Source organism: Allochromatium tepidum, from assembly GCF_018409545.1.
Classification (GTDB): Bacteria; Pseudomonadota; Gammaproteobacteria; order Chromatiales; family Chromatiaceae; genus Thermochromatium; species Thermochromatium tepidum_A.
In genome coordinates, this window is record NZ_AP024563.1 from 1585926 (window position 1) to 1606712 (window position 20787).

General features: G+C 64.9%; 16 protein-coding genes, 1 tRNA gene and 2 pseudogenes. 9 read left to right on the forward strand and 10 right to left on the reverse strand.

The window, feature by feature from the left end:
* Positions 1–38 precede the first annotated feature (38 nt).
* The 3 genes and pseudogenes from Atep_RS07645 (at position 39) to Atep_RS07655 (ending at position 2719) form a co-directional block, all read left to right on the forward strand.
* Positions 39–293 (forward strand): type II toxin-antitoxin system HicA family toxin, encoded by a 255-nt coding sequence (locus Atep_RS07645; RefSeq protein ID WP_213381289.1) that lies wholly within the window; start codon positions 39–41, stop codon positions 291–293.
* Entirely contained in the window at positions 290–622 is a 333-nt protein-coding gene (locus tag Atep_RS07650) for a type II toxin-antitoxin system HicB family antitoxin (protein ID WP_213381290.1), read from the forward strand. The genes Atep_RS07645 and Atep_RS07650 overlap by 4 nt, the downstream gene beginning before the upstream one ends.
* A gap of 320 nt (positions 623–942) precedes the next feature.
* Positions 943–2719, forward strand: a pseudogene (locus Atep_RS07655) (N-acetylglutaminylglutamine amidotransferase).
* Positions 2720–2816: 97 nt separating this feature from the next.
* Here Atep_RS07655 and Atep_RS07660 read toward each other — a convergent pair.
* Positions 2817–3764 carry an IS1595 family transposase gene (locus Atep_RS07660; RefSeq protein WP_213378308.1) on the reverse strand — a complete coding sequence of 316 codons (948 nt, stop codon included), beginning with the start codon at positions 3762–3764 and terminating at the stop codon, positions 2817–2819.
* A 339-nt stretch (positions 3765–4103) separates the two neighbouring features.
* Between Atep_RS07660 and Atep_RS07665 the strand changes: the two genes are divergently transcribed.
* Both Atep_RS07665 and Atep_RS07670 read left to right on the forward strand, forming a co-directional pair.
* Positions 4104–4179 (forward strand) — tRNA-Thr (locus tag Atep_RS07665).
* Positions 4180–4699: 520 nt separating this feature from the next.
* Complete coding sequence (locus Atep_RS07670; RefSeq protein WP_213381291.1) at positions 4700–4837, forward strand: hypothetical protein; 138 nt, start codon at positions 4700–4702, stop codon at positions 4835–4837.
* 28 nt (positions 4838–4865) lie between these two features.
* On the opposite strand, the gene Atep_RS07675 is transcribed toward Atep_RS07670, so the two are convergent.
* Both Atep_RS07675 and mobA read right to left on the reverse strand, forming a co-directional pair.
* Positions 4866–6227, reverse strand: coding sequence for a DegQ family serine endoprotease (locus Atep_RS07675; protein WP_213381295.1), 1362 nt, complete (start codon positions 6225–6227; stop codon positions 4866–4868).
* Between the two features lie 151 nt (positions 6228–6378).
* The gene (gene mobA / locus Atep_RS07680; RefSeq protein ID WP_213381297.1) at positions 6379–7011 is read right to left on the reverse strand and encodes a molybdenum cofactor guanylyltransferase MobA; all 633 of its coding nucleotides are present in this window, start codon (positions 7009–7011) and stop codon (positions 6379–6381) included.
* Positions 7012–7235: 224 nt separating this feature from the next.
* On the opposite strand from mobA, the gene Atep_RS07685 reads away from it, so the two are divergent.
* Positions 7236–9302: a thioredoxin domain-containing protein gene (locus tag Atep_RS07685; protein WP_213381298.1), complete on the forward strand. Its 2067-nt coding sequence runs from the start codon at positions 7236–7238 to the stop codon at positions 9300–9302.
* 124 nt (positions 9303–9426) lie between these two features.
* Here Atep_RS07685 and Atep_RS07690 read toward each other — a convergent pair whose 3' ends face one another.
* Positions 9427–11919: an ABC transporter permease gene (locus tag Atep_RS07690; protein ID WP_213381299.1), complete on the reverse strand. Its 2493-nt coding sequence runs from the start codon at positions 11917–11919 to the stop codon at positions 9427–9429.
* The gene (locus tag Atep_RS07695) at positions 11916–12623 is read right to left on the reverse strand and encodes an ABC transporter ATP-binding protein (protein ID WP_213381300.1); all 708 of its coding nucleotides are present in this window, start codon (positions 12621–12623) and stop codon (positions 11916–11918) included. The genes Atep_RS07690 and Atep_RS07695 overlap by 4 nt, the downstream gene beginning before the upstream one ends.
* Here Atep_RS07695 and Atep_RS07700 point away from each other — a divergent pair.
* Entirely contained in the window at positions 12622–13239 is a 618-nt protein-coding gene (locus tag Atep_RS07700; protein WP_213381301.1) for an arylesterase, read from the forward strand. The two genes, Atep_RS07695 and Atep_RS07700, sit on opposite strands and share 2 nt — an antisense overlap.
* 121 nt (positions 13240–13360) lie before the next feature.
* A complete protein-coding gene (locus tag Atep_RS07705) occupies positions 13361–14488 on the forward strand; it encodes an NAD(P)/FAD-dependent oxidoreductase (protein ID WP_213381302.1) in 1128 nt (375 codons plus the stop codon).
* Between the two features lie 537 nt (positions 14489–15025).
* Here the strand turns inward: Atep_RS07705 and secF are convergent.
* The 4 genes and pseudogenes from secF to Atep_RS16610 form a co-directional block, all read right to left on the reverse strand.
* A complete protein-coding gene (secF, locus tag Atep_RS07710) occupies positions 15026–15976 on the reverse strand; it encodes a protein translocase subunit SecF (RefSeq protein ID WP_213381303.1) in 951 nt (316 codons plus the stop codon).
* Between the two features lie 13 nt (positions 15977–15989).
* On the reverse strand, positions 15990–17846 hold the full coding sequence (gene secD, locus Atep_RS07715; RefSeq protein ID WP_213381305.1) for a protein translocase subunit SecD: 1857 nt from the start codon (positions 17844–17846) through the stop codon (positions 15990–15992).
* 91 nt (positions 17847–17937) lie between these two features.
* Positions 17938–18273, reverse strand: coding sequence for a preprotein translocase subunit YajC (yajC, locus tag Atep_RS07720; protein WP_213381307.1), 336 nt, complete (start codon positions 18271–18273; stop codon positions 17938–17940).
* Positions 18274–18391: 118 nt separating this feature from the next.
* A pseudogene (locus tag Atep_RS16610) lies at positions 18392–18649 on the reverse strand (transposase); the annotation flags it as partial.
* 76 nt (positions 18650–18725) lie between these two features.
* On the opposite strand from Atep_RS16610, the gene Atep_RS17130 reads away from it, so the two are divergent.
* Positions 18726–19040 carry a hypothetical protein gene (locus Atep_RS17130; protein WP_419466794.1) on the forward strand — a complete coding sequence of 105 codons (315 nt, stop codon included), beginning with the start codon at positions 18726–18728 and terminating at the stop codon, positions 19038–19040.
* Here Atep_RS17130 and aceK read toward each other — a convergent pair.
* Positions 19016–20782, reverse strand: coding sequence for a bifunctional isocitrate dehydrogenase kinase/phosphatase (aceK, locus tag Atep_RS07730; protein WP_213377672.1), 1767 nt, complete (start codon positions 20780–20782; stop codon positions 19016–19018). The genes Atep_RS17130 and aceK overlap by 25 nt on opposite strands.
* Positions 20783–20787 lie beyond the last annotated feature (5 nt).

Sequence of the window (20787 nt, forward strand, 5' to 3'; positions counted from 1 at the left end):
GGATTGTTCGTGCTATCAGTATTTGATACTGTTTCGCCATGAACAGCACGCACCGGAAAACCCTGGAGGCGATCTTCGCCACCCCCGTCAACGGCAACCTGCCCTGGCGCAAGATCGAAGCCTTGTTGTTAGCGCTCGGTGCGGACAAACACGAAGGCTCCGGCTCTGCCGTGACCTTTTTCCTCAACGGTCAACGCGCCGACTTTCACCGCCCGCATCCTCAGAAAGAAGCCCTGAAATACCGCGTGAAAGCGGTACGCGAATTACTCGAACACGCCGGGTTCAAACCATGAACGCTATGACCTATCGCGGGTATGCCGCACGCATCGAATACGACGCCGATGATCGGATCTTTGTTGGGCGACTGGCGGGAATCAAGGACATCGCCGTGTTCCACGGAACCACCGTCGATGAGTTGGAAACGGCCTTCCATGAAACCGTCGATCATTATTTGGAGGTCAGCGCCCGCACCGGACGCCCTGCACAAAAACCCTACTCGGGTCGCGTGCTGCTACGCCTCGATCCGGAAACCCATGCCGCGATGGCGGTGGCCGCCGAGCTGTCCGGAGTCAGTCTCAACCAGTGGGCGGTCAGCGCGCTGAAGGAGGCGGTACAGCATTAATGTTGCGTCCCATACGATGGGACGGATCTGGCCATCCGCTTCCCACAAGTGGCTGGATCATGCCTTGAAGTCCCTTGGGGAAACGGTTCGATAGCCAATTGTGTTCGCTTCCTGAGCCCCCCTTCCTGGAAACAAAGAGCGCTTTACTGTAGGATGTTGACCAATTCGCTGATTTATTAGCGCGAAGGTTATCTCCGCGGACGAATGGATCGGTCATCGGCGACCGATCCGTACTCACCGCGTCCAGAGTGAATCGAGACTGCACTTGCTCGGGTCGTCGGCGACCGCAGATGTCTTCGCGACAGACTCAGGAGAGTGCCATGTGTGGTTTCTGCGGAGAGATCCGCTTCGATGATGTCCCCGTCGATCTCGACGCCCTGAGCGCCATGAGCGCTTCGATGCAGCCACGCGGTCCCGACGGGCACGGCGCCTGGCAGCAGGGACGGGTAGCACTGGCACACCGACGTCTGTCCATCATCGATCTGAGCACTCACGCCGCCCAACCCATGGTCGACAGCAAACTCGGGCTGTCGATCGCCTTCAACGGCTGCATCTACAACTACCAGGCCCTGCGTGAAGAACTGAGCGCCAAGGGCTATCGCTTCTTCTCAAACGGCGACACCGAGGTGGTGCTCAAGGCGTTCCATGCCTGGGGTGCGGACTGCGTCGAGCGCTTCCATGGCATGTTCGCCTTCGCCATCGTCGAGCGCGATTCGGGCCGGTTGACGCTGGCGCGCGATCGGCTCGGCATCAAGCCGCTCTATTACGCCGAGGTCGCCGGCGGTCCGCGCTTTGCTTCGACGCTGCCGGCCCTGCTCGCCGGCGGCGGCCTGAACACCGACATCGACCCGGTGGCGCTGCATCACTACATGCACTTCCATGCCGTGGTGCCGGCGCCCCATACCATCCTCGCCGGCGTACGCAAGCTCCCGCCCGCAACCCTCCGCGTCATCGAACCCGACGGGCGCCATCGCGACCGGGTCTATTGGGAGCCGGTGTTCGAGCCGCGCCCCGAAGAACGCGGTCTGAGTTTCGAGGACTGGCGGGAACGGATATTCCGGCGAGTCTGCGCACAGCGGTCGCCCGCCGTCTGGTCGCCGACGTCGATGTCGGGGTGCTGCTCTCGGGCGGGCTGGATTCGAGCCTGATCGTCGGCCTGCTCGCCGAACAGGGGCAACAGGGACTCAACACCTTCTCGGTCGGATTCGAGACGGTCGGCGACGAGGTCGGCGATGAGTTCCAGTATTCGGACATCATCGCCCGTCACTATGGCACCACGCACCACAAGATCCAGGTCGACTCGGCGGTGCATCTGCTGCCCGAACTGCCCAACTGCGTGCGCGCCATGTCCGAACCCATGGTCAGCCATGACGCCGTCGGCTTCTATCTGCTCTCGCACGAGGTTTCCAAACACGTCAAGGTGGTGCAGAGCGGACAGGGCGCCGATGAGGTGTTCGCCGGCTATCACTGGTATCCGCCCCTGGTCGGCAGTCGTGATCCGTCCGCCGACTATGCGCGCGCCTTCTGCGACCGCGATCAGGACGAATACCGGCGCGCGGTCGATCCGCGTTTCCACGGCGAGGACCACAGCCGCGCCTTCATCGCCGCGCACTTCGCCCGCCCCGGCGCCGAGGCTCCGGTCGACAAGGCGTTGCGTCTGGATCAGCAGATCATGCTGGTCGACGATCCGGTCAAGCGCGTCGACAACATGACCATGGCCTGGGGGCTGGAGGCGCGGGTGCCCTTCCTCGATCACGATCTGGTCGAGCTGGCCGCACGGATGCCGGACGCGCACAAGCTGTGCGACGACGGCAAGGGCGTGCTCAAGGCGATCGGGCGGCGGATCATCCCGAGCGAGGTCATCGACCGGCCCAAGGGCTATTTTCCCGTGCCGGCGCTCAAGTATCCGCGCGGGCCGGTGCTGGAGATGATGCGCGATCTGCTGCATTCCTCCCCGGCGCGCGCACGCGGTCTGTTCCAGTCCGACTATGTCGAGACCCTGCTCGCCGCGCCCGAAGCGCACATCACCCCCCCCTGCGCGGCTCCAAACTCTGGCAGATCGCGCTTCTGGATCTGTGGTTGCAGCAGCAGGGTTGATGCATGCCGCCCGAAGGACGATCCATACATATCACTTCCTGATTAGTTACGAAGCTCAGCACATTCATGCTCACTGTAATTCATTGTTTCCTGATTATTAACATAGCTCAGCTAGTTTGAGGAGGCGATGCGGCATTGGGGGTGTACGCACCGCGGCTTTGCCCAAGCGCGGCAGCATGGCGGCGAGGTCGAAGCGGCGATTGAAGCGATAGCAGAACTCGGCGAGGTGGCGCGGCAGATGCTTGCCGCTGAGATGATGGTAGGAGCCTTGCAGGCTGTTTTTGACGTTGCCCAGCACGGTATTGAGCCACTGGAACTCAGGAATCTCCATGCTGGGGTGGCCGCCGCCGGTGACGATCGGCTGGTGCTCGAATCCGGCCGCGGCGATGGCGCTGAAGCAGGACAATCCATCCGTGCGGATGAGGGCGCTGGGGTCAAAGTGGCGCTTGGCGAAGCGTTCGACCTCGGTTTTGCGGAAGCCGGCGACTTTACCCAAGCGCAGGCCGATGGGGTGGTTGTCCTCGTCGCACGAGAGCGCGGCGATGAATGGAACCTTGTTCGGTGAGCCGCGCCCGCGCTTGCCCCCGTGGTGCTCGCCGCCCCAGTAGGCGTCGTCGACCTCGATGACGCCGCTGAGCGGCGTTTGATCGTCGCGCTCTTTCATGACTTGCAACAATTTGTGCTTAACCCGCCACGCCGTCAAATAGGACACGCCCAGATGCCGTTTGAGCTCCAGGGCCGAGATCCCGTTTTTCTGCTGTGTCAGCAGAAACATCGCCGAAAACCAGGTCGTCAGCGGCAACTTGGTCGCCTCAAAGATCGTTCCGGCGATCAGTGAGGTTTGATGATGACAGTGGCGACACTGCAACAGCGCCCGCGTGCGCAAGCGCACCGGCTCACCCGCGTGTCCGCAGCTCGGGCAGACGAAGCCTTGCGGCCAACGCCACTGTTCAAGGGCCTGTTTGCACTGGTCCTCGGTTCCGTAGTTCTGGAGAAACTCCGGCAAACTCAAGCCTTTCTGAAACTGAATCGTGTTCTGAGGCATCAGCTGTCTCCGGTGAGTGGCATCTACTGAGAGTGTAGACTAGAAGAGACGAGTCTGCTGAGGTTCGTAACTAATCAGGCATTGTTTTTATGAAATTATTTTCAGCCATCTGAGTTTGTGCCAGGTACGCTGGTCGTCTGCGCTGACTTGGAGGCCGCGCTTAGGTGGTCAGAGATTGACCGGGCAAGAGAAAACAAAAACTTGGCCTGAGAGTTCTCGCACCGCAGTGCTGAGCTTCGTAACTAATCAGGTATCACTTTTGGTTGAACCGCGGATTGCGACGGACGTTGAGAAGAACCGCGTTTTCGCGCTATAGTTACGCGCTGGAAATGCACGTTTGCTGGCGTAGCTCAGTTGGTAGAGCAGCTGATTTGTAATCAGCAGGTCGGGGGTTCGAATCCGTCCGCCAGCTCCAGTTTTTCAAGGGGTTACAGGCTTTGGCTTGTAACCCCTTTCAGTTTCAGGGCGATTCGTCCCCGTTCGGTCCCCGTTTGGCGGGGGCTACCCTTGATTCAGGGACGTCTAAGTTTTCGTCACACTACCGAAAATCACTGTCCGATCCATCGAGCACCATGCGCGGTAGCCACCCACCACCGTGCTGCTGTCGTCGCATTCGCCCGTGGTCGTGGCGCAAACACCGATCGAGCAGATCCTGGCCGCCCGATTGGACGCGACTGCCTGGACCTGAGCATCCGCGACTCGCCGACTGGAAGGGGCAGCTCGACCTCGGTCGTCTGTTCGCGGCTGGGGTGCCGGGATGAGGGATCTGCTGTTTCTCGTCGCCGACACCAACATGGAATACGCCCTGCGTGGGTTCTTCGAGCGTGAGCGGCCCCATCTTTCCATTGGCTGTGGTCCGATCGTATTCGATGATGCAATGACGGATCACTGGCGCGCCGGCTGTCGAAGACCAGAGCAGGCTAGAGGAGATCGGCATGGTGGGCGTGATCGTCGATGCCAAGCACGAGCGGGCGCGCGGCTGGTATGAGCGCTACGAATTCGAGCGCTTCCCGGATGCACCGCTGACATTGTGGCTGCCGACCTGGGTGATCACGCGACTGTGCGGTGCCTAGCCGGGGCAGGGTGGTGAGGCGTCGCGGCTCAGCGCCGCGAGAGCAGGATCAGATCGTCGCCGCGCTGGATACGCAGGCTATAGAGCCCCTTGGAGGCACGCAGGATCTTGGCGATGTCGCGCGGATCACCGATACGCTGGCCATTGACCTGGACCAGACGATCCCCCTCGCGCAACCCGGCGAGCCAGGCCGGACTCTCCGGATCGACGGTTCCCACGGGGATGGCCGGGATGCCCGAGTTCGTGTCCAGTTCGCCGAACAGCGCGCCGGACAGCATGGGCGACAGACGCTCACCCGGAATGTAATGGCGGTAGGGGTCGGCGACGCGCCCGCTCAGGCGAAGCGGCTTGCCGTCGCGCAGGACGTCGAGCTTGACCGACTCTCCGACCCGCATCACTCCGAACTGATTGCGCAGATCCGACGAACCGCGCACAGGCCTGTCGTTGAGCCTGAGGATGACATCGCCCGCGCGCAGACCGGCTTCGTCGGCTGCCGAGCCGCGCTCCACCGTGGTGATCAGCGCACCTTCGAGACTGCTCAGGCCCAGTGCCCCGGCCAGCTCGTCGGTCAGATCCTGCACTGAGACCCCGAACAGACCACGCCGCACCGCGCCGAACTCGACGAGTTGTTCCAGGATGGCGCGCGCCATGTTGGTCGGGATCGCGAAGCCGATGCCGATGTTGCCGCCGCCGGGGGCGAGGATCGCGGTGTTCATGCCGACCATCTCACCGTTCAGGTTCACCAGCGGGCCGCCCGAGTTGCCGGGGTTGATCGAGGCATCGGTCTGGATGAAGTTCTCATAACCCTCGATGCCCAGACCCGTGCGCCCCAGACCGCTGACGATGCCCGAGGTCACGGTCTGGCGCAGTCCGAACGGATTGCCGATGGCGACCACGAAGTCCCCGACACGCAGTTGGTCGGAGTCGGCGAAGGGCAGGGCGCTCAGATCCTGGTTCGGGATGCGCAGCACGGCGACATCGGTCTCGGGATCGCTGCCGATCAGGGTCGCCTCCAGGGTGCGCCCGTCGTGTAGCGTCACCCGGATCGCGTCGGCCTTGGCGATGACGTGATGATTGGAGAGCACCAGGCCGCGCTTGGCGTCGACGATGATGCCCGAACCCAGACTGCTGTTCTCGCGTTGCCGGCGTTGGCTGGGGATGTCGAAGAAATGGCGGAAGAAGGGATCGCGCAGCAACGGATGCTCGGCCGTCTCGATGCGGGTGACGGTCGAGATGTTGACCACGGCGGGCAACACGCGCTCCAGCATGGGCGCGAGCGTGGGCAGCGGCCGCCCGTCGACGCTTGGCGGCAGCGCCGCCCATGACGTGGCCGTCAAGCACAGGAGCAGAGGCCACAACCACCAACGGTACCGGATACGCGGGGAAGACATGGAGTGCAACAGGATAGCTAGAGATTTGCGGTTCGATCGCTGAAGACTAGCGAGCCGGATCGACCAACGCAAGACCTGACCGGGCCTCTGAAAATTACCGATTCGTCATCCGCCCCTCTGCCCTTGCGGGAGAGGATTGGGCAGAGGGGATTCAGGCTAGCGGCTCGTCCGCATCCGCACCGGCCCGAGCAACCCGCTCGGCGAACCGCTGGAGTTCCTCGGGTGTGTTGAGATTACCGAACGCCTCGGGCCGGTCGCTGAAATCGGCCAGGGCGAGCCGATGGCCTCGCAGCCAGTCCTCGGCCCGACGTCCGCCCTGAGCCAGAAAGCGTTCGAGGTCGTCGGCGAGCTTGAGCGGCAGCAGCGCATGGACCGACTGCAGGCGCCGCCCGTCCGTGGCCACGGCCAGTTCGGCTTCCTGCTCGACCAGGGTCGCGCTGAGCCGCGCGGCGAGATCCAAGGGCGGCCGTGGCCCGTCACAAGGCAGGGTGAGGATCCAGTCGGTGCGGGCGGCGCGCATCCCGGCCAGGAATCCGGCCAACGGTCCCTGATGATCCGGGAGCGAGTCGGCGACGACCGGATAGCCGAATTCGGCATAGCGCTCCAGATGCCGATTGGCATTGATCAGCACCGAGCCGACCTGAGGCGCGAGGGCGTCGAGCGTCCAGGCGATCAGCGGCCGCCCGTCGACCATCAGCAGCCCCTTGTCCACGCCGCCCAGGCGTCGCGCCCGTCCGCCGGCCAGAACGACGCCGGTCAGGGTTTCACGTACAGGTGCAGTCATCTACAGTCGCTCCAGGATAGTGGGGACGATTCGCTCTCCGTCGGGAGAAGCGATGGATGGCATCGATGATCGCACGCGCTTCACCGAAACGGCGACTGTGAATCGACCTCGGCCATACCTCGATATGGAGGGTCGCGCGATGATCCGGACCTGGAAAACCACCAGACCGGACCCACCATCACAGGCTGTGCGAGACCCGCCCATCAGCCGGAGAGTGAGCCGTCATGTCGTCATCGATCCACGCCCGCGACACCCAGCGTGCCAACCGACTGGCGTCCGCCACCAGTCCCTATCTCCGGCAGCACGCCCACAATCCGGTCGACTGGTGGCCCTGGTGCCCGGAGGCGCTGGCGCCGGCGGGCGAACTGGACCGGCCGATCCTGCTCTCGATCGGCTATTCGGCCTGTCACTGGTGCCATGTGATGGCGCACGAGTCCTTCGAGGATCAAGCGACCGCCGAGCTGATGAACCGGCTGTTCGTCAACATCAAGGTCGATCGCGAGGAGCGGCCGGATCTCGACAAGGTCTATCAGACCGCGCATCAGCTTCTGAGCCGGCGTGGCGGCGGCTGGCCGCTGACGGTCTTTCTCACCCCGGACGATCACACGCCCTTCTTCACCGGTACCTATTTTCCACGCGAGCCGCGTCATGGTCTGCCGTCGTTCGCGCAACTGCTGGTCGGGGTCGAGCGCGCCTGGCGCGAACAGGGTGCGGCGATCCGCGAGCAGAACCGGAGTCTGCTGGAGGCGCTGGCCGGCCTCGAACCCCAAGGCGGGGCGGAGCTGCCCGAGGCCGATCTGCTGGAGGCGGCCTTCCATCAGTTGGCGCTGAGTTTCGACACCGAGCACGGCGGATTCGGACGCGCGCCCAAGTTTCCGCACGCGACCGATCTCGAACTGCTGCTCAGGCGTCAGGCACGGCTCGCGGCGAACGGCGGCGATCCCGATCCGCGTCCGCTCCACATGGTCGGCTTCACGCTGGAACGCATGATCCGGGGCGGTCTGACCGATCAGCTCGGCGGCGGCTTCTGTCGCTACTCGGTCGACGACGAATGGATGATCCCGCACTTCGAGAAGATGCTCTATGACAACGGGCCGCTGCTGGCGCTCTGTTGTGATGTCCATGCCGCCACGGCTGAGTCCGTCTTTCGCGATGCCGCCCTGGCCACAGCCGACTGGGTCATACGCGAGATGCAGTCGCCCGAAGGCGGCTATTACTCGACCCTGGACGCCGACAGCGAGGGCCATGAGGGCGCCTTCTATGTCTGGGATCGGGATGAGGTGCGCGCGCGGTTGAGTGCCGCCGAGTATCCGCTGTTCGCGGCGGTCTATGGCCTGGATCGTCCGCCCAACTTCGAGGGCCGCCGGCATCTGCACGGCTATCGCACGCCGGCGCAGGCCGCCGAGTCGCTGGGCCTGGATCTGCCGCAAGCCGAGGCGCTGCTTGCCGGCGCCCGCGCCACCCTTTTCAGCGCCCGTGAGCATCGGGTCCATCCCGGACGCGACGAGAAGATCCTGACGTCCTGGAATGCGCTCATGATCAAGGGTATGGCGCGTGCGGCGCGCGTGCTGGAGCGGCCCGACTATCTGGAATCGGCCGAACAGGCACTCGCCTTCATCCGTGCGACGCTGTGGCGCGATGGCCGACTGCTGGCGACCTACAAGGACGGCGTGGCCCATCTCAACGCCTATCTGGACGACTATGCCGACCTGATCGATGCGCTGCTGGAGTTGCTCCAGGTGCGCTGGTCGAGTGAGGATCTCACCTTCGCCGTCGAGCTGGCCGAGGTGCTGCTCGACGAGTTCCACGACGCCGAGCAGGGCGGCTTCTGGTTCACTGGGCGTTCGCATGAGTCGCTGATCCATCGCACCAAGCCGCTCGGCGACGATTCGATGCCGGCCGGCAACGGCGTGGCGGCGCTCGCCCTGCAACGGCTCGGGCATCTGATCGGCGAGGTGCGCTATCTGGAGGCGGCTGAAGGGACACTGCGGCTCGCCGCCGAGTCCATGCGCCGGATGCCGCACGCCCATGCCGGCCTGCTCATGGCGCTCGACGACTGGCTCGAACCGCCCGAAATGCTCGTCATCCGCGCCGCAGACGATCGGCTGGAGACCTGGCAGCGGTTGGCTCAGCAGGGTTATCGGCCGCATCGGCTCGTCTTCGCCATCCCGTCCGAACTCACCGAACTACCCGGTACCCTGGCCGCGATGCGTAGCGGCGAGCGGCCGCTGATCTATCGCTGTCGCGGCACCCATTGCAAGCCGCCGGTCACGTCGCCGGCGGAACTGTAAGTAACCGCTCAATGACAATCATCGATATCAAGTACACGCCCGACGATGATCCGGTCATCGGGATCAAAAGTCATACTAGCCCGATAGCCACGATCCGACAGCCGGACTGCGCCAAGCCGCGGGATCAGGTATTCCCGCCCCTCAATGCCCGCAACGGCGGATGGATCAGCAGCGGATAGGTCGCCAGCGTCCCCGCCAGCCCGATCGCCAGACCCGAGCCCAGGACACCGACGGCCCAGAGTCCGGGATTGAACCCGAACTCCAGATCGAAGATCTGCTCGGCCAGCAACCAGCCGGTCGCCTCGGCGAAGACCGACGCCAGCAGTCCGGCCAGCAACCCCGCCGCCGTGAACTCGACCGCGAGACTGGTCAGGAGCGTGCGTCGCCCGGCGCCCAGGGTGCGCAGGACGCCATGCTCGGCACGACGCTGTTCCAGACTCGCCTGGATACCCGCGTACATGACCAGTAGTCCCGCCCCCAGCGTGAAGAGAAAGACGTACTCGACCGCCAGCACGCCCCGGTCGATGACCTGACGCACCTGCCCCAGGATGGCCTCGACATCGAGCGTGGTGACGCTCGGAAAGCGCCGCGCCAGTTCCGCGATCACCGCCTCGCGCTCGGCCGGCAGATGGAAGCTGGTGATGAAGGTCGCCGCTTCGTTCCGGAGCAGGGCGGGGGAGGCGACGACGAAGAAGTTGACGTTGAAGCTGTCCCAGCGCACCTCGCGCAGACTGGTGACGGGACCGCTGACTTCGTGCCCCGAGACCCGGAAGGTCAGGGTATCGCCCAGCGCGATCCCGAGCGTCTCGGCGATACCGCGCTCGACCGAGAACTGAGGTGCGGCCTCGGCGCCCTCACTCCACCAGCGCCCGGCGACGATCCGGTTGTCCGGCTGCGGCTCGGTGGCGTAGCTGAGATTGAACTCGCGGCTCGCCAGCCGTTCGGCGCGCGGGTTGTCGTAGTCGGACGGTTCGACCGCGCGCTCGCCGATCCGGGTCAGCCGACCGCTGATCATGGGATGGATCTCAGGTATCGTGATGCCCGAATCGTTCAGGAAGTCCCGTAGCGGCTCGACCTCGTGCGGCTGGATGTTGATGAGGAAGTAGTTGGGCGCGCCCTCGGGCACGGTCTCGCGCCAGGATTCGAGCAGATCCACCCGCACCACGGCGAGCAGCAGCAGCGCCAGGATTCCGATGCCGAACCCGGCGATCTGGAGCACGGCCGCGCCCGGACGCCGGGTCAGGGCCGCCAGCCCGAGCCGCCGGACCCCGCGCGCGCGTCCGGCGAGCCGCCCGGCCAGACGCACCAGCAGCAACACGGTTCCGACCAGGGCCGGCAGGGTCGCCAGCACACCGCCCAGGAGCTTCAGCCCGAGTTCGAGATCATTGGCCTGCCACAGGATCAGCAGCGCCAGCGCCAGTCCGGCCGCACCCAGAGCGAGCGCCGCCGAGACGCGCGGCGTGCCCAGATCGCGCCGGATCGCGCGCAACGGCGGTACCCGCGCCAGCTGGATCAGCGGCGGCACGGCAAAGCCGAGCAGCGTGATCAGCCCGGTCGCCAGCCCGACCAGGATGGGCGCGGGCGAGGCCGGCGGCAGATCCGTCCCGAGCCAGTCGGCCAGCGCCGCCAGCAGTCCGGCCTGTCCCAGCCAGCCGAGCAGACAGCCGACCAGACTGGCCGCCAGCCCGAACAGCACCAGCCGCCCGATCAGCACCCGCATCAGCAGCCGGCGCGGTGCACCCAGACAGCGCATCACGGCCACGGCATCGGTCTGGCGCTCGACCAGACGCTGACTGGCGAGCGCGATCGCCGCACCCGCCACCAGCAGCGTGACCAGGGTCGCCAGATGCAGGAAACGCGAGGCACGCTCCACCGCCGAGCCGAATTCGGGCCGCGCCTCCAGCGCATCGGTCAGGGTGACATTGGCCGCGAGCCGACTGCCGGCCCAGTCGCGATAGGCATCGACCGCCGTCGCCGCACCCGCGATCAGCAGCCGGTGGGTGACACGGCTCGCCGGCCCGATCAGTCCGGTCGCGTCCAGGTCGGTGCGGTTCATCAGCACGCGCGGGGCGATGTTGAAGAAACTGCGCCCCTGATCCGGCTCGTCGGTCAGGATGGCGCCGAGGCGCAGACGCGCCTCGCCCACGCCCAGACTGTCGCCGATCCGGAGGTCCAGGAGCCGCAGGAGCCTGGATTCGACCCAGACCTCACCGGCGGGCGGACCCGAGTCGACGGGGCGATCAGGGGCGTCCAGGGCTTCGCCGATACGCAACCGGCCGCGCAACGGATAGTCCGGGTCGACCGCCTTCATCAACACCAGTTGCGGTCGCTCGCCCATGACGACGCTACGGAATTCCAGCGTGCGCGCGGTCCTGAGTCCACGCGCCTCGGCCTCCGCGCTGAAACGAACGTCGAGCGGCTGGGAGGATTCGAGCGCCAGATCGGCGGCGATCAGCTCGCTGCCCTGGCGTTCCAGGGTCGCCTCGACCCGGTCGGTGAAGAAACCGACGGCCGTGATGGCCGCGACCGTCAGCACCAGCGCCGCCGACAGCAGATAGAGTTCGCCGCTGCGCCAGTCCTGGCGCAACAGCCGCCATGTCGGACGCCAGGCGTTCATGCCAGCGGCTCCAGCCGTCCCTCGTGCATCCGCAGCCGTCGGTCGCAGCGCTCGGCCAGATGCGGGTCATGGGTGACGAGGACCAGGGCCGTGCCCGAGCCGGAATCCCGGCGGGTCTCCCGACGCAGTTCGAGCAACAGGTCGATGATGTGCTCGCCCGTGGTCTGATCCAGATTGCCGGTCGGTTCATCGGCGAAGAGCACGGCGGGGCGGGGCGCATAGGCGCGCGCAATGGCCACCCGCTGCTGCTCGCCGCCCGAGAGCTGACGCGGATAGTGTTTGGCGCGCGCGCTCAGACCCACACGATCGAGCGCCTCGTCGGCGCGGCGCGCGGCGTCCGGGGTGTCGGTCAATTCCAGCGGCAGCAGCACGTTCTCGCGCGCGGTGAGTGTGGGCAGGAGCTGGAAGTTCTGGAACACGAACCCGACCCGGCCGGCACGCAGCTCGGCGCGTCCGTCCTCGTCGAGCCGGTCGACCCGGCGCCCGCACAGCCAGACCTCACCGTCGGTCGGATCGTCGAGTCCGGCCAGGAGTCCGAGCAGGGTCGACTTACCCGAGCCGGAGGCCCCGAGGATGGCGACCGCCTCGCCGGCATGGATCTCCAGATCCAGCCCGGCAAGGATGGTCAAGCCGCCCGCCGGACCGGTAACATGCTTCCCCAATCCAATGGCTCGCGAGACGGCCGAGGCCGCTTGATCCGACATGAGATATCGACTCCTGATTCTGATTGCGACACTGTGCCTGCCCTGTGGGGCGGTGTTTGCCGAGGCGCCGGTCGTGCTGGTGCTGGGCGACAGTCTGAGCGCCGGCTATGGTATCGACACCGAACGCGGCTGGGTGGCGCGGCTCGCCGAACGCATCGAGCGTAACGGCCTGCCGCATCGCGTGGTCAATGCCGCCGTGTCCGGTGAGACCACGGCCGGCGGTCTGACGCGCCTGCCGGCGCTGCTCGATCGCCATCGCCCGGCGGTGCTCGTCATCGCACTCGGCGCCAACGATGGACTGCGCGGCTGGGGCTTTGATGTGATTCGCGAAAATCTCACGCGGCTCGTGGTCCAGGGGCGCGAAGCGGGCGCGCGCGTGCTGCTCATTGGGGTGCGACTGCCGCCGAACTATGGTGTGTCCTACACCGACGGCTTTCAAGCCGTGTTTATGGAGGTCGCCGCCGAGCAGGGCGTGCCCCTGGTGCCGGCCCTGCTCAAGGGCGTGGCCGAGGACTGGGGTCTGATGCAGGCCGATGGTCTGCATCCGACCGCCGAGGCGCAGGAGCGACTCCTCGACAACGTCTGGCCGACCCTGGAGCCGTTGTTGTCGGACTGACCCGCAATGTCAATGCGCCCCAGGCCGGCGCATGGTATCAAGGCCGGGTGCGATCCAAGCGGCTCGGTCGGATCGCGATCGAACTGGAGTTCAAACTTTCTGGACTGGAGTCACTGACATCATGCAACGTGTCACTATCGTCGGTTCCGGGTTCGCCGCCCTGACGTCCGTCATCGAACTGCGCAAGCGCGCGCCCGATGTCGAGATCACGCTCGTCAGCCGCCGGCCCGAGTTCGTCTACTATCCGGGCCTGATCTGGGTGCCCAGCGGTCTGCGCACGGGCGATGATCTGGTCATCGATCTGCGCTATTTCTTCGAGCGCATGAAGGTCCGGCATCTGGCCGGCGAGGCGACCGGACTCAAGAACGGCGGTCGTTTGCTGGAGACCACGCACGGCTCGGTCGAGAACGATGGTCTGATCATCGCCAGCGGCGGGCGCTTCATCAAAAAACTCCCCGGCATCGAGCATGCCATCGTCCCCTGCGAGGGCGTCGTGGCGGCGAAGGAGATCCGCGACCGGGTGCGTGCGATGGACGGCGGTCATATCGCCATGGGTTTCGCCGGCAATCCGAACGAACCCAGCTCGATGCGCGGCGGCCCGATCTTCGAGTTCCTGTTCGGGATGGACTATCAGCTCAGGCGCGAGAAACGGCGCGACAGGTTCAACCTGCATTTCTTCACCCCCGCCGAGCGTCCCGGCAACCGGCTCGGACCCAAGGCGGTCGACGGTCTGCTCGCCGAGATGGCGCGTCGCGGCATCCACACCCATCTGGGCCACAAGCTCAAGGGCTTCAGCGAAACCAAGGTCATGACCGAGGCCGAGGAATTCGACGCCGATCTCATCCTGTTCATGCCGGGCCTGACGGGTAACGCCTGGTTCGACGACACGGATCTGCCGCGCTCGCCGGGCGGGCTGCTCCAGGCCGATGCCCAGTGCCGGGTGCCGGGCTTCGAGCGGGTCTATGTCGCCGGCGACTCGGGCAGCTTCCCCGGTCCCGACTGGATGCCCAAGCAGGGCCACATGGCCGATCTTCAGGCGCGCGCGGCGGCGCGCAATCTGCTCGCCGAGTTCGCCGGCCAGGAACCCAAGGCCGGTTTCCGCGTCGAGCTGATCTGCATCGTCGACACCAACGACAGCGGGATGCTGGTCGCACGCAACGAGAAGTTCAATCTGGTCCTGCCTTCGATGCGGCTGTTCCACTGGCTCAAGCGGTTCTTCGAGTGGCTGTATCTGCGCCGTTATCGCTAATCGAATCAATGGGTTGATTGTTATTTCGCAGTAAAATGGTGCGAAATATCCACGGACTAAAAGCGGTATTCGTTGAAGTCCCTGGAAAGGCGACTATCTTGGTCACCGTAGGCGGATGGACGAGACGACAGGACACTGGAGCCGAGGTCGAGTCGTCAACCGCCTCTTTCGATCAACCATCGATTCTATAAGGTGACCAAGATGAGCGAAGAAGCACTGCGCACTCAAGACCGTCGGGCCTTCTGGTATATCGTCGCCATTTGCCTGCTGCCCCTGGTGCCCTACGCCATTCGGGGCTGAGGCGTCGAAGCATCCGGCAATCGATCAACCGTTTGACTCGCAAGGTGACCAAGATGAGCGAAGAAGCACTGCGCACTCAAGACCGTCGGGCTTTCTGGTATATCGTCGCCATTTGCCTGCTGCCCCTGGTGCCCTACGCGATTCGGGGCTGATGTCCGCTAGTATTCATTGATCCGACACTGAAACGAACCAACGGGGCCATCCGGCCCCGTTGTCGTGTCCGCTTTCGGTTCGCGGTTAAGGCAGCAGATCCAGTTCGGCGCCTTCCTTCTTGACCGGCAGCAGGTCGTCGCGGCTCAGGCCCAGCCAGACCACGATCGCCGTGGCGACATAGATGGTCGAGTAGGTACCGACCAGGATACCGATGATGAGCGCCAGCGCAAACCCGTTGATGGTCTCGCCGCCCAGGACGTAGAGCGCCACCAGCACCAGGAGCGTGGTGCCCGAGGTGACGATGGTGCGTGAGAGCGTTTCGTTGATCGATCTGTTCATGATCCCGATCACCGTGCCCTTACGCATGCGCCTGAAGTTCTCGCGCACCCGGTCGAAGATGACGATGGTGTCGTTGAGCGAGTAACCGATCACCGCCAGCACGGCCGCGAGCACCGTCAGATCGAACTGGATCTGGAACAGCGAGAAGATGCCGACGGTGAAGAGCACGTCATGGATGAGCGCGACCACGGCGCCGACCGCGAAGCGCCATTCGAAGCGCAGCGCGACATAGATCAGGATACCGATCAGGGCGAACAGCACGGCCAGTCCGCCCTGTTCGCGCAGTTCCTCGCCGACCTGGGGACCGACGAACTCGACCCGGCGCAGTTCGACCTGTCCCTGAGCAGCCTGACTGAGTGCCTGGAAGACGCGGTCACTCAGTTTGGCGCTGTCTTCTTCCACGCCATCCTGCGGCGCCAGACGTATTAGGATGTCCGTGCGTGAGCCGAAATACTGGATGGTGGCCCCGCCGTGGCCCTGGGTCTCCAGGACGGCGCGCACCTCGCTCAGCTCGATCGGCTGGGCATAGCCCAGTTCGATGACGGTGCCGCCGGTGAAGTCCAGCCCGAAGTCGAAGCCCCGGAAGACGATCGACAGCAGACAGACGAGCAAGACCACGCCCGAGAGCCAGGCCGCCGGCTTGCGCCGGCGCATGAAATCGATGTTGAGTTCGTTGATGGTGCGTTTTTGAGTCATGGCGCGCGCTCCCTCAGATGGCCAGCTTGTTCAGTCGCCGTCCGCCGTAGATCAGATTGATCAGGGCGCGCGAGCCGAGGATGGCGGTGAACATGGAGGTGATGATGCCGATGAACAGCGTCACCGCGAAGCCTTTGATCGGCCCCGTGCCGAAGCTGAACAACACCACGGCGGCGATCAGCGTGGTCACGTTGGCGTCGACGATGGTCGAGAACGCCTTGTCGAAGCCGGCGTGGATGCTGGCCTGGGGCGAGTTGCCGTTGCGGATCTCCTCGCGGATGCGCTCGTAGATGAGCACATTGGCGTCCACGGCCATGCCGATGGTGAGCACGATGCCGGCGATGCCGGGCAGGGTGAGGGTCGCTTGCAGCATCGAGAGCACAGCGATGGTCAGCACCAGATTGACCACCAGGGCCAGATTCGCGACCAGACCGAACACCCGGTAGTAGACGGCCATGAACAGCAGGACCAGTCCCAGGCCGAGCATGACCGAGGCCAGACCCTGATCGATGTTGTCCTGACCCAGGCTGGGGCCGATGGTGCGTTCCTCGACGATCTCGATCGGGGCGGCGAGCGCGCCCGAGCGCAGCAGGAGGGCGGTGTCGTGAGCCTCGGTGCTGCTGTCCAGGCCGGTGGTCTGGAAGCGCCGCCCGAAGGGTTCGCGGATGGTCGCGACGCTGATGACTTCTTCCACCTTGCGCGTGGTCTTGACCGGCTTGCCGTCGACCATCTGGGTGGTGGTGCGGTTCTCGATGAAGACCACGGCCATCGGCTTGCCGACGTTCTCGGTGGTGACGTCGCGCATGCGCCGCGCGCCCTGGCCGTCGAGACTGACGAACACCGCCGGACTGCCGCTCTGGCTGTCGAAGCCGGCCGAGGCGTCAATGATCTGGTCGCCGGTGACGATCACGCGGCGCTTGAGCAGGATCGGGGTGCCGTTGCGCTCGTAATAGAGCTTGCTGCCCACGGGCGGACGTCCGGCGACGGCGTCGGCGACGCTGCCCTCGGTGTCGACCAAACGGTATTCGAGTGTGGCGGTGGCACCGAGGATCTCCTTCAGACGGCCCGGATCCTGAGCGCCCGGCAGTTCGACCACGATGCGCCGATCGCCCTGACGGGCGATGCTCGGCTCGGCCACGCCGAGCGCGTTGACGCGGTTGCGCAGGGTGGTGATGTTCTGCTGGAGCGCGAAGTCCTTGATCTTCTGCTGCTCGGTCTCGGGCAGGGCGGCGCGCAGCACGAAGGCGCCGGACTCTTCGCTCGGCTGGATGTCGAGTTCGCGGAACTCGCGCTTGAGTTTCTTCTCGCCCGCGTCGCGGGTGGCGGCATCCTCGAAGCGAATCAGGATGTCGGCGCCGTCGCGGGTCAGGGTCAGATAGCGAATCTTGTCCTCGCGCAACAGGGTGCGCAGATCGCCGCTGTAGCGCTCGACGGCCTGTTCGAGCGCGGCCTCCATATCGACGTCGATGACGACATGGATACCGCCGCGCAGATCCAGACCGAGCGACATCTGATTGAGACCGAGCCGGCGCATCCAGCCGGGCAGGTCGGCCGACTGGGTGAGCGCGGTGCGATAGCGTTCGGAAAGTGTGCGCTCGATGGCCTCCTGAGCGCGCAACTGTTCGCCGGGCGTGTCGAAACGGGCGAGCAGCTTGCCGCCTTCCAGGGACTCGATGCCCTTGAGCGGCACCTTGGCGTTCTCGAGCGCGGCCTTGATCTCGCCGGGACTGGCCTCGCTGATCTCATGACCGCGCGCAGCCGTGATCTCGATCGATGGATCCTGGGAGTAGAGATTCGGCCAGGCCAGCAGCAGGCCGGCCAGGATGACGCCCAGGATGAGTAGATTCTTCCACAAGGGGTATCGGTTCATTGGGGCTCCAGCATTGGAGGATGGCGGTTCGCCGCGCGCGGGCGGGAGAGATCTGGAGGGATCGCCGGACGGCGATCCGATCCGGAGGGTGTCAGAGTTCCTGCAAGGTGCCCTTGGGCAGCACGGATTCCACGGCGGTGCGGCGGATCTTGACCTTGATGCCGTCGGCGATCTCGACCAGGGCGAAGTTCTCGCCGAGGTCGGCGATGCGTCCGGCCATGCCGCCCATGGTGATGATCTCGTCGCCCTTGGCCAGCGACTCGACCATCTTGCGGTGTTCTTTCTGGCGCTTGGCCTGGGGGCGGATCAGCAGGAAGTAAAAGACGACGGCGAACAGGACCAGCGGCAGCAGGGCCATGAAGGGATCGCCGGCCGCCGGCGCGACGGCCTCGCCCTGGGCCGGGGCGTCGGAGATGAAGAAGCTCATGAGTCGGTTCCTTGGTTCAAGTCAGGTGGATCGCGCGGGTCGCGGGGCGGCCCACGAAAACAGCGGGGGATTATCGCACAGCGAGGGGAGGGGAGTCCGCACCCTGATGTGGTTTTCGCTAAGCCGCCTCAAGGCGCGGTTCGAGGAGGCGGTGCGGTATGGGTGGGGTGTGCACCGCCGCCTTGCCCAGCCGCGGAAGCCTGGCGGCCAAGTCGAAGCGGCGATTGAAGCGATAGCAGAACTCGCCGAGGTAGCGCGGCAGATGCTTGCCGCTGATGTGACGTTAGGAGCCCTGCAAGCTGTTTTTGACGTTGCCCGGCACCGTGTTGAGCCATTGGAACTCAGGAATCTCCATGCTGGGGTGGCTGCCGCCTGTATCGCGTTCGTACTGGCCCTGGTCCAGGCGCCTTCCTGGGCCGCGCCCCAATGGTATGTCGGTTATTCCTTCATCCATGGCGAGAACGGCCGGTATTGCGCCTTCATGCGTTTTCGCGCCGACTCGCACACCCTGGAACAGGCCGACACGCTCTAATCGCTATCTGGGTGATCGTCTGGCCGCGCGCGCCGAAGCGGGTGCGGCCCTCTCGCATACCCTGCCCTCCGCGGCCCTGACCGAGGGCAAGACCGGAGAGTCGATGGCCGATGAATTCATCGCCAAGGGCGTCGGCGCCTGCACCATCGCCGACCGGCCGGTCGACGGTCTGCTGTTCATCCCTGCAAGTCTTCTCGGACTGAACGCCCCTCACAGCTCCGCCAGATGCGGATAGCGGCGCGGGAACTCCTCGCGATCCTTGCGAAAGCGCCGCTCGACCGGATAGGGAAAGACGTCCTCCAGATGCCCGGCCCGGATATTGGCCTGGCGCGCGCGCCACCAGTCCGGGTCGAGCAGTTCACGATGCCTGGCGAGAAAGACCTTGCGGATGCGCGGGTCGGTGAGCAGGAAGGTCGCGAACTCCTCCGGAAAGACATCTTTGGGACCGGCGGTGTACCAGGTCTCCTCGCTCAGTTCCATCTCGGGATAGGGGGCCTCTGGGATGTCGCGGAAGTTGCACTCGGTCAGATAGCAGAGTTCGTCGTAGTCGTAGAAGACCACGCGCCCATGCCGGGTGACGCCGAAGTTCTTGAACAGGAAGTCGCCGGGGAAGATGTTGGCGGCGGCCAGCTGCTTGATGGCGTCGCCGTACTCGCCGATGGCATGGCGGATGTCGTCATCGTCGGCGGTGTGCAGGTAGAGATTCAGCGGCGAGAGTCGGCGCTCGATGTAGAGATGCTTGATGATGAGCTGATCGTCGACCCGTTCGAGGCTGCCGGCGCACTCGGCCTCCAGCAGCTCCAGCAGGGCCGGCGAGAAGCGATCGAGCGGAAAGGCGACATGCGAGTATTCCCAGGAGTCGGCCATGCGACCGACGCGATCGTGCATCTTGACCAGTTGGTACTTCTCCTTGACCTGCTCGCGCGTCATCTCCTTCGGCGGCGGGAAGCGGTCCTTGATGATCTTGAACACATAGGGGAAGGACGGCAGGGTGAAGACGCACATCACCATGCCGCGAATGCCGGGCGCGATCACGAACTCATCGGACGAGTAGCGCAGGTGCTTGATGAAGTCACGATAGAACTCGGCCTTGCCGAACTTCTGGAACCCGATCGCGGTATAGAGTTCGGCCTTGCTCTTGCGCGGCATCAGCGGACGCAGGAAATCGACCACGGCGGCCGGCGCCTCGGTGTCGACCATGAAATAGGCGCGCGAGAAGCTGAAGACGTTCGAGATGTCCTCCACCCCCGTCAGGAGCGTGTCGACATAGAGTCCCTGTTCCGGGTCGTTGAGGATGGGGATGACGAAGGGGATCTGATCGGCGCCGTTGATCGCCTTGCCGATGATATAAGCGCCCTTGTTGCGGAAGAAAGGCGCGCACAGCACCGCGATCTGGAAGTTCTGATGAATGGCGCGATTGGCCGGGAAGCGCGAGCGGATCGAGAGCAGCAGACAGCGGATGTCGCGCCGCATGTCACGGAAGCGGCGCTTGAATCCGGCATCGCGCAGGATGCGCGCGATGACGCGGGCGAAGCCGTCGCGCGCCGGATAATAGGGCCGGAAGATGGGAACCTCGGCCTCCAGATGCTCGGTCGAGATCAGCGGCCAGACGAAGATATAGCTGTTGTTGTAGTAGTGGCGGTCGAACAGCCGGCAGAAGACCGAGTTGTAGAAGGTCTCGGCCAGTTCGGGCTGATTGAGCCGGGGCAGCAGGCGCATGTACTCGACCTTGATCCGGCGCCAGAGCGTGTCGCTGGGGTCGCGCAGATGGAACTCACGTTTCAGCAACGCCACGGTCTCGCCGACACGCGTATCGTAGAAACCGATGCGCTCGCGCGCGGCGGCCTGTGCCGCCGGCCAGTCGGCCTGCTCGAAGCGCATCCGGGCGCCGGCCGTGGTCTCGCGAAACAGCCGGAAGTGACGCTCGAAGCCTTCGAGAATGGCTTCAGCGATGAGTTTGGCTTCGGTCCAGGCCATGGGGG

Coding starts and splice junctions, on each gene's coding strand:
- Atep_RS07645 (WP_213381289.1), top strand. CDS start 39: ATGAACAGCACGCACCGGAAAACCCTGGAGGCGATCTTCGCCACCCCC.
- Atep_RS07650 (WP_213381290.1), top strand. CDS start 290: ATGAACGCTATGACCTATCGCGGGTATGCCGCACGCATCGAATACGAC.
- Atep_RS07660 (WP_213378308.1), bottom strand. CDS start 3,764: ATGCCTCAGAACACGATTCAGTTTCAGAAAGGCTTGAGTTTGCCGGAG.
- Atep_RS07670 (WP_213381291.1), top strand. CDS start 4,700: ATGGTGGGCGTGATCGTCGATGCCAAGCACGAGCGGGCGCGCGGCTGG.
- Atep_RS07675 (WP_213381295.1), bottom strand. CDS start 6,227: ATGTCTTCCCCGCGTATCCGGTACCGTTGGTGGTTGTGGCCTCTGCTC.
- mobA (WP_213381297.1), bottom strand. CDS start 7,011: ATGACTGCACCTGTACGTGAAACCCTGACCGGCGTCGTTCTGGCCGGC.
- Atep_RS07685 (WP_213381298.1), top strand. CDS start 7,236: ATGTCGTCATCGATCCACGCCCGCGACACCCAGCGTGCCAACCGACTG.
- Atep_RS07690 (WP_213381299.1), bottom strand. CDS start 11,919: ATGAACGCCTGGCGTCCGACATGGCGGCTGTTGCGCCAGGACTGGCGC.
- Atep_RS07700 (WP_213381301.1), top strand. CDS start 12,622: ATGAGATATCGACTCCTGATTCTGATTGCGACACTGTGCCTGCCCTGT.
- Atep_RS07695 (WP_213381300.1), bottom strand. CDS start 12,623: ATGTCGGATCAAGCGGCCTCGGCCGTCTCGCGAGCCATTGGATTGGGG.
- Atep_RS07705 (WP_213381302.1), top strand. CDS start 13,361: ATGCAACGTGTCACTATCGTCGGTTCCGGGTTCGCCGCCCTGACGTCC.
- secF (WP_213381303.1), bottom strand. CDS start 15,976: ATGACTCAAAAACGCACCATCAACGAACTCAACATCGATTTCATGCGC.
- secD (WP_213381305.1), bottom strand. CDS start 17,846: ATGAACCGATACCCCTTGTGGAAGAATCTACTCATCCTGGGCGTCATC.
- yajC (WP_213381307.1), bottom strand. CDS start 18,273: ATGAGCTTCTTCATCTCCGACGCCCCGGCCCAGGGCGAGGCCGTCGCG.
- Atep_RS17130 (WP_419466794.1), top strand. CDS start 18,726: ATGGCGAGAACGGCCGGTATTGCGCCTTCATGCGTTTTCGCGCCGACT.
- aceK (WP_213377672.1), bottom strand. CDS start 20,782: ATGGCCTGGACCGAAGCCAAACTCATCGCTGAAGCCATTCTCGAAGGC.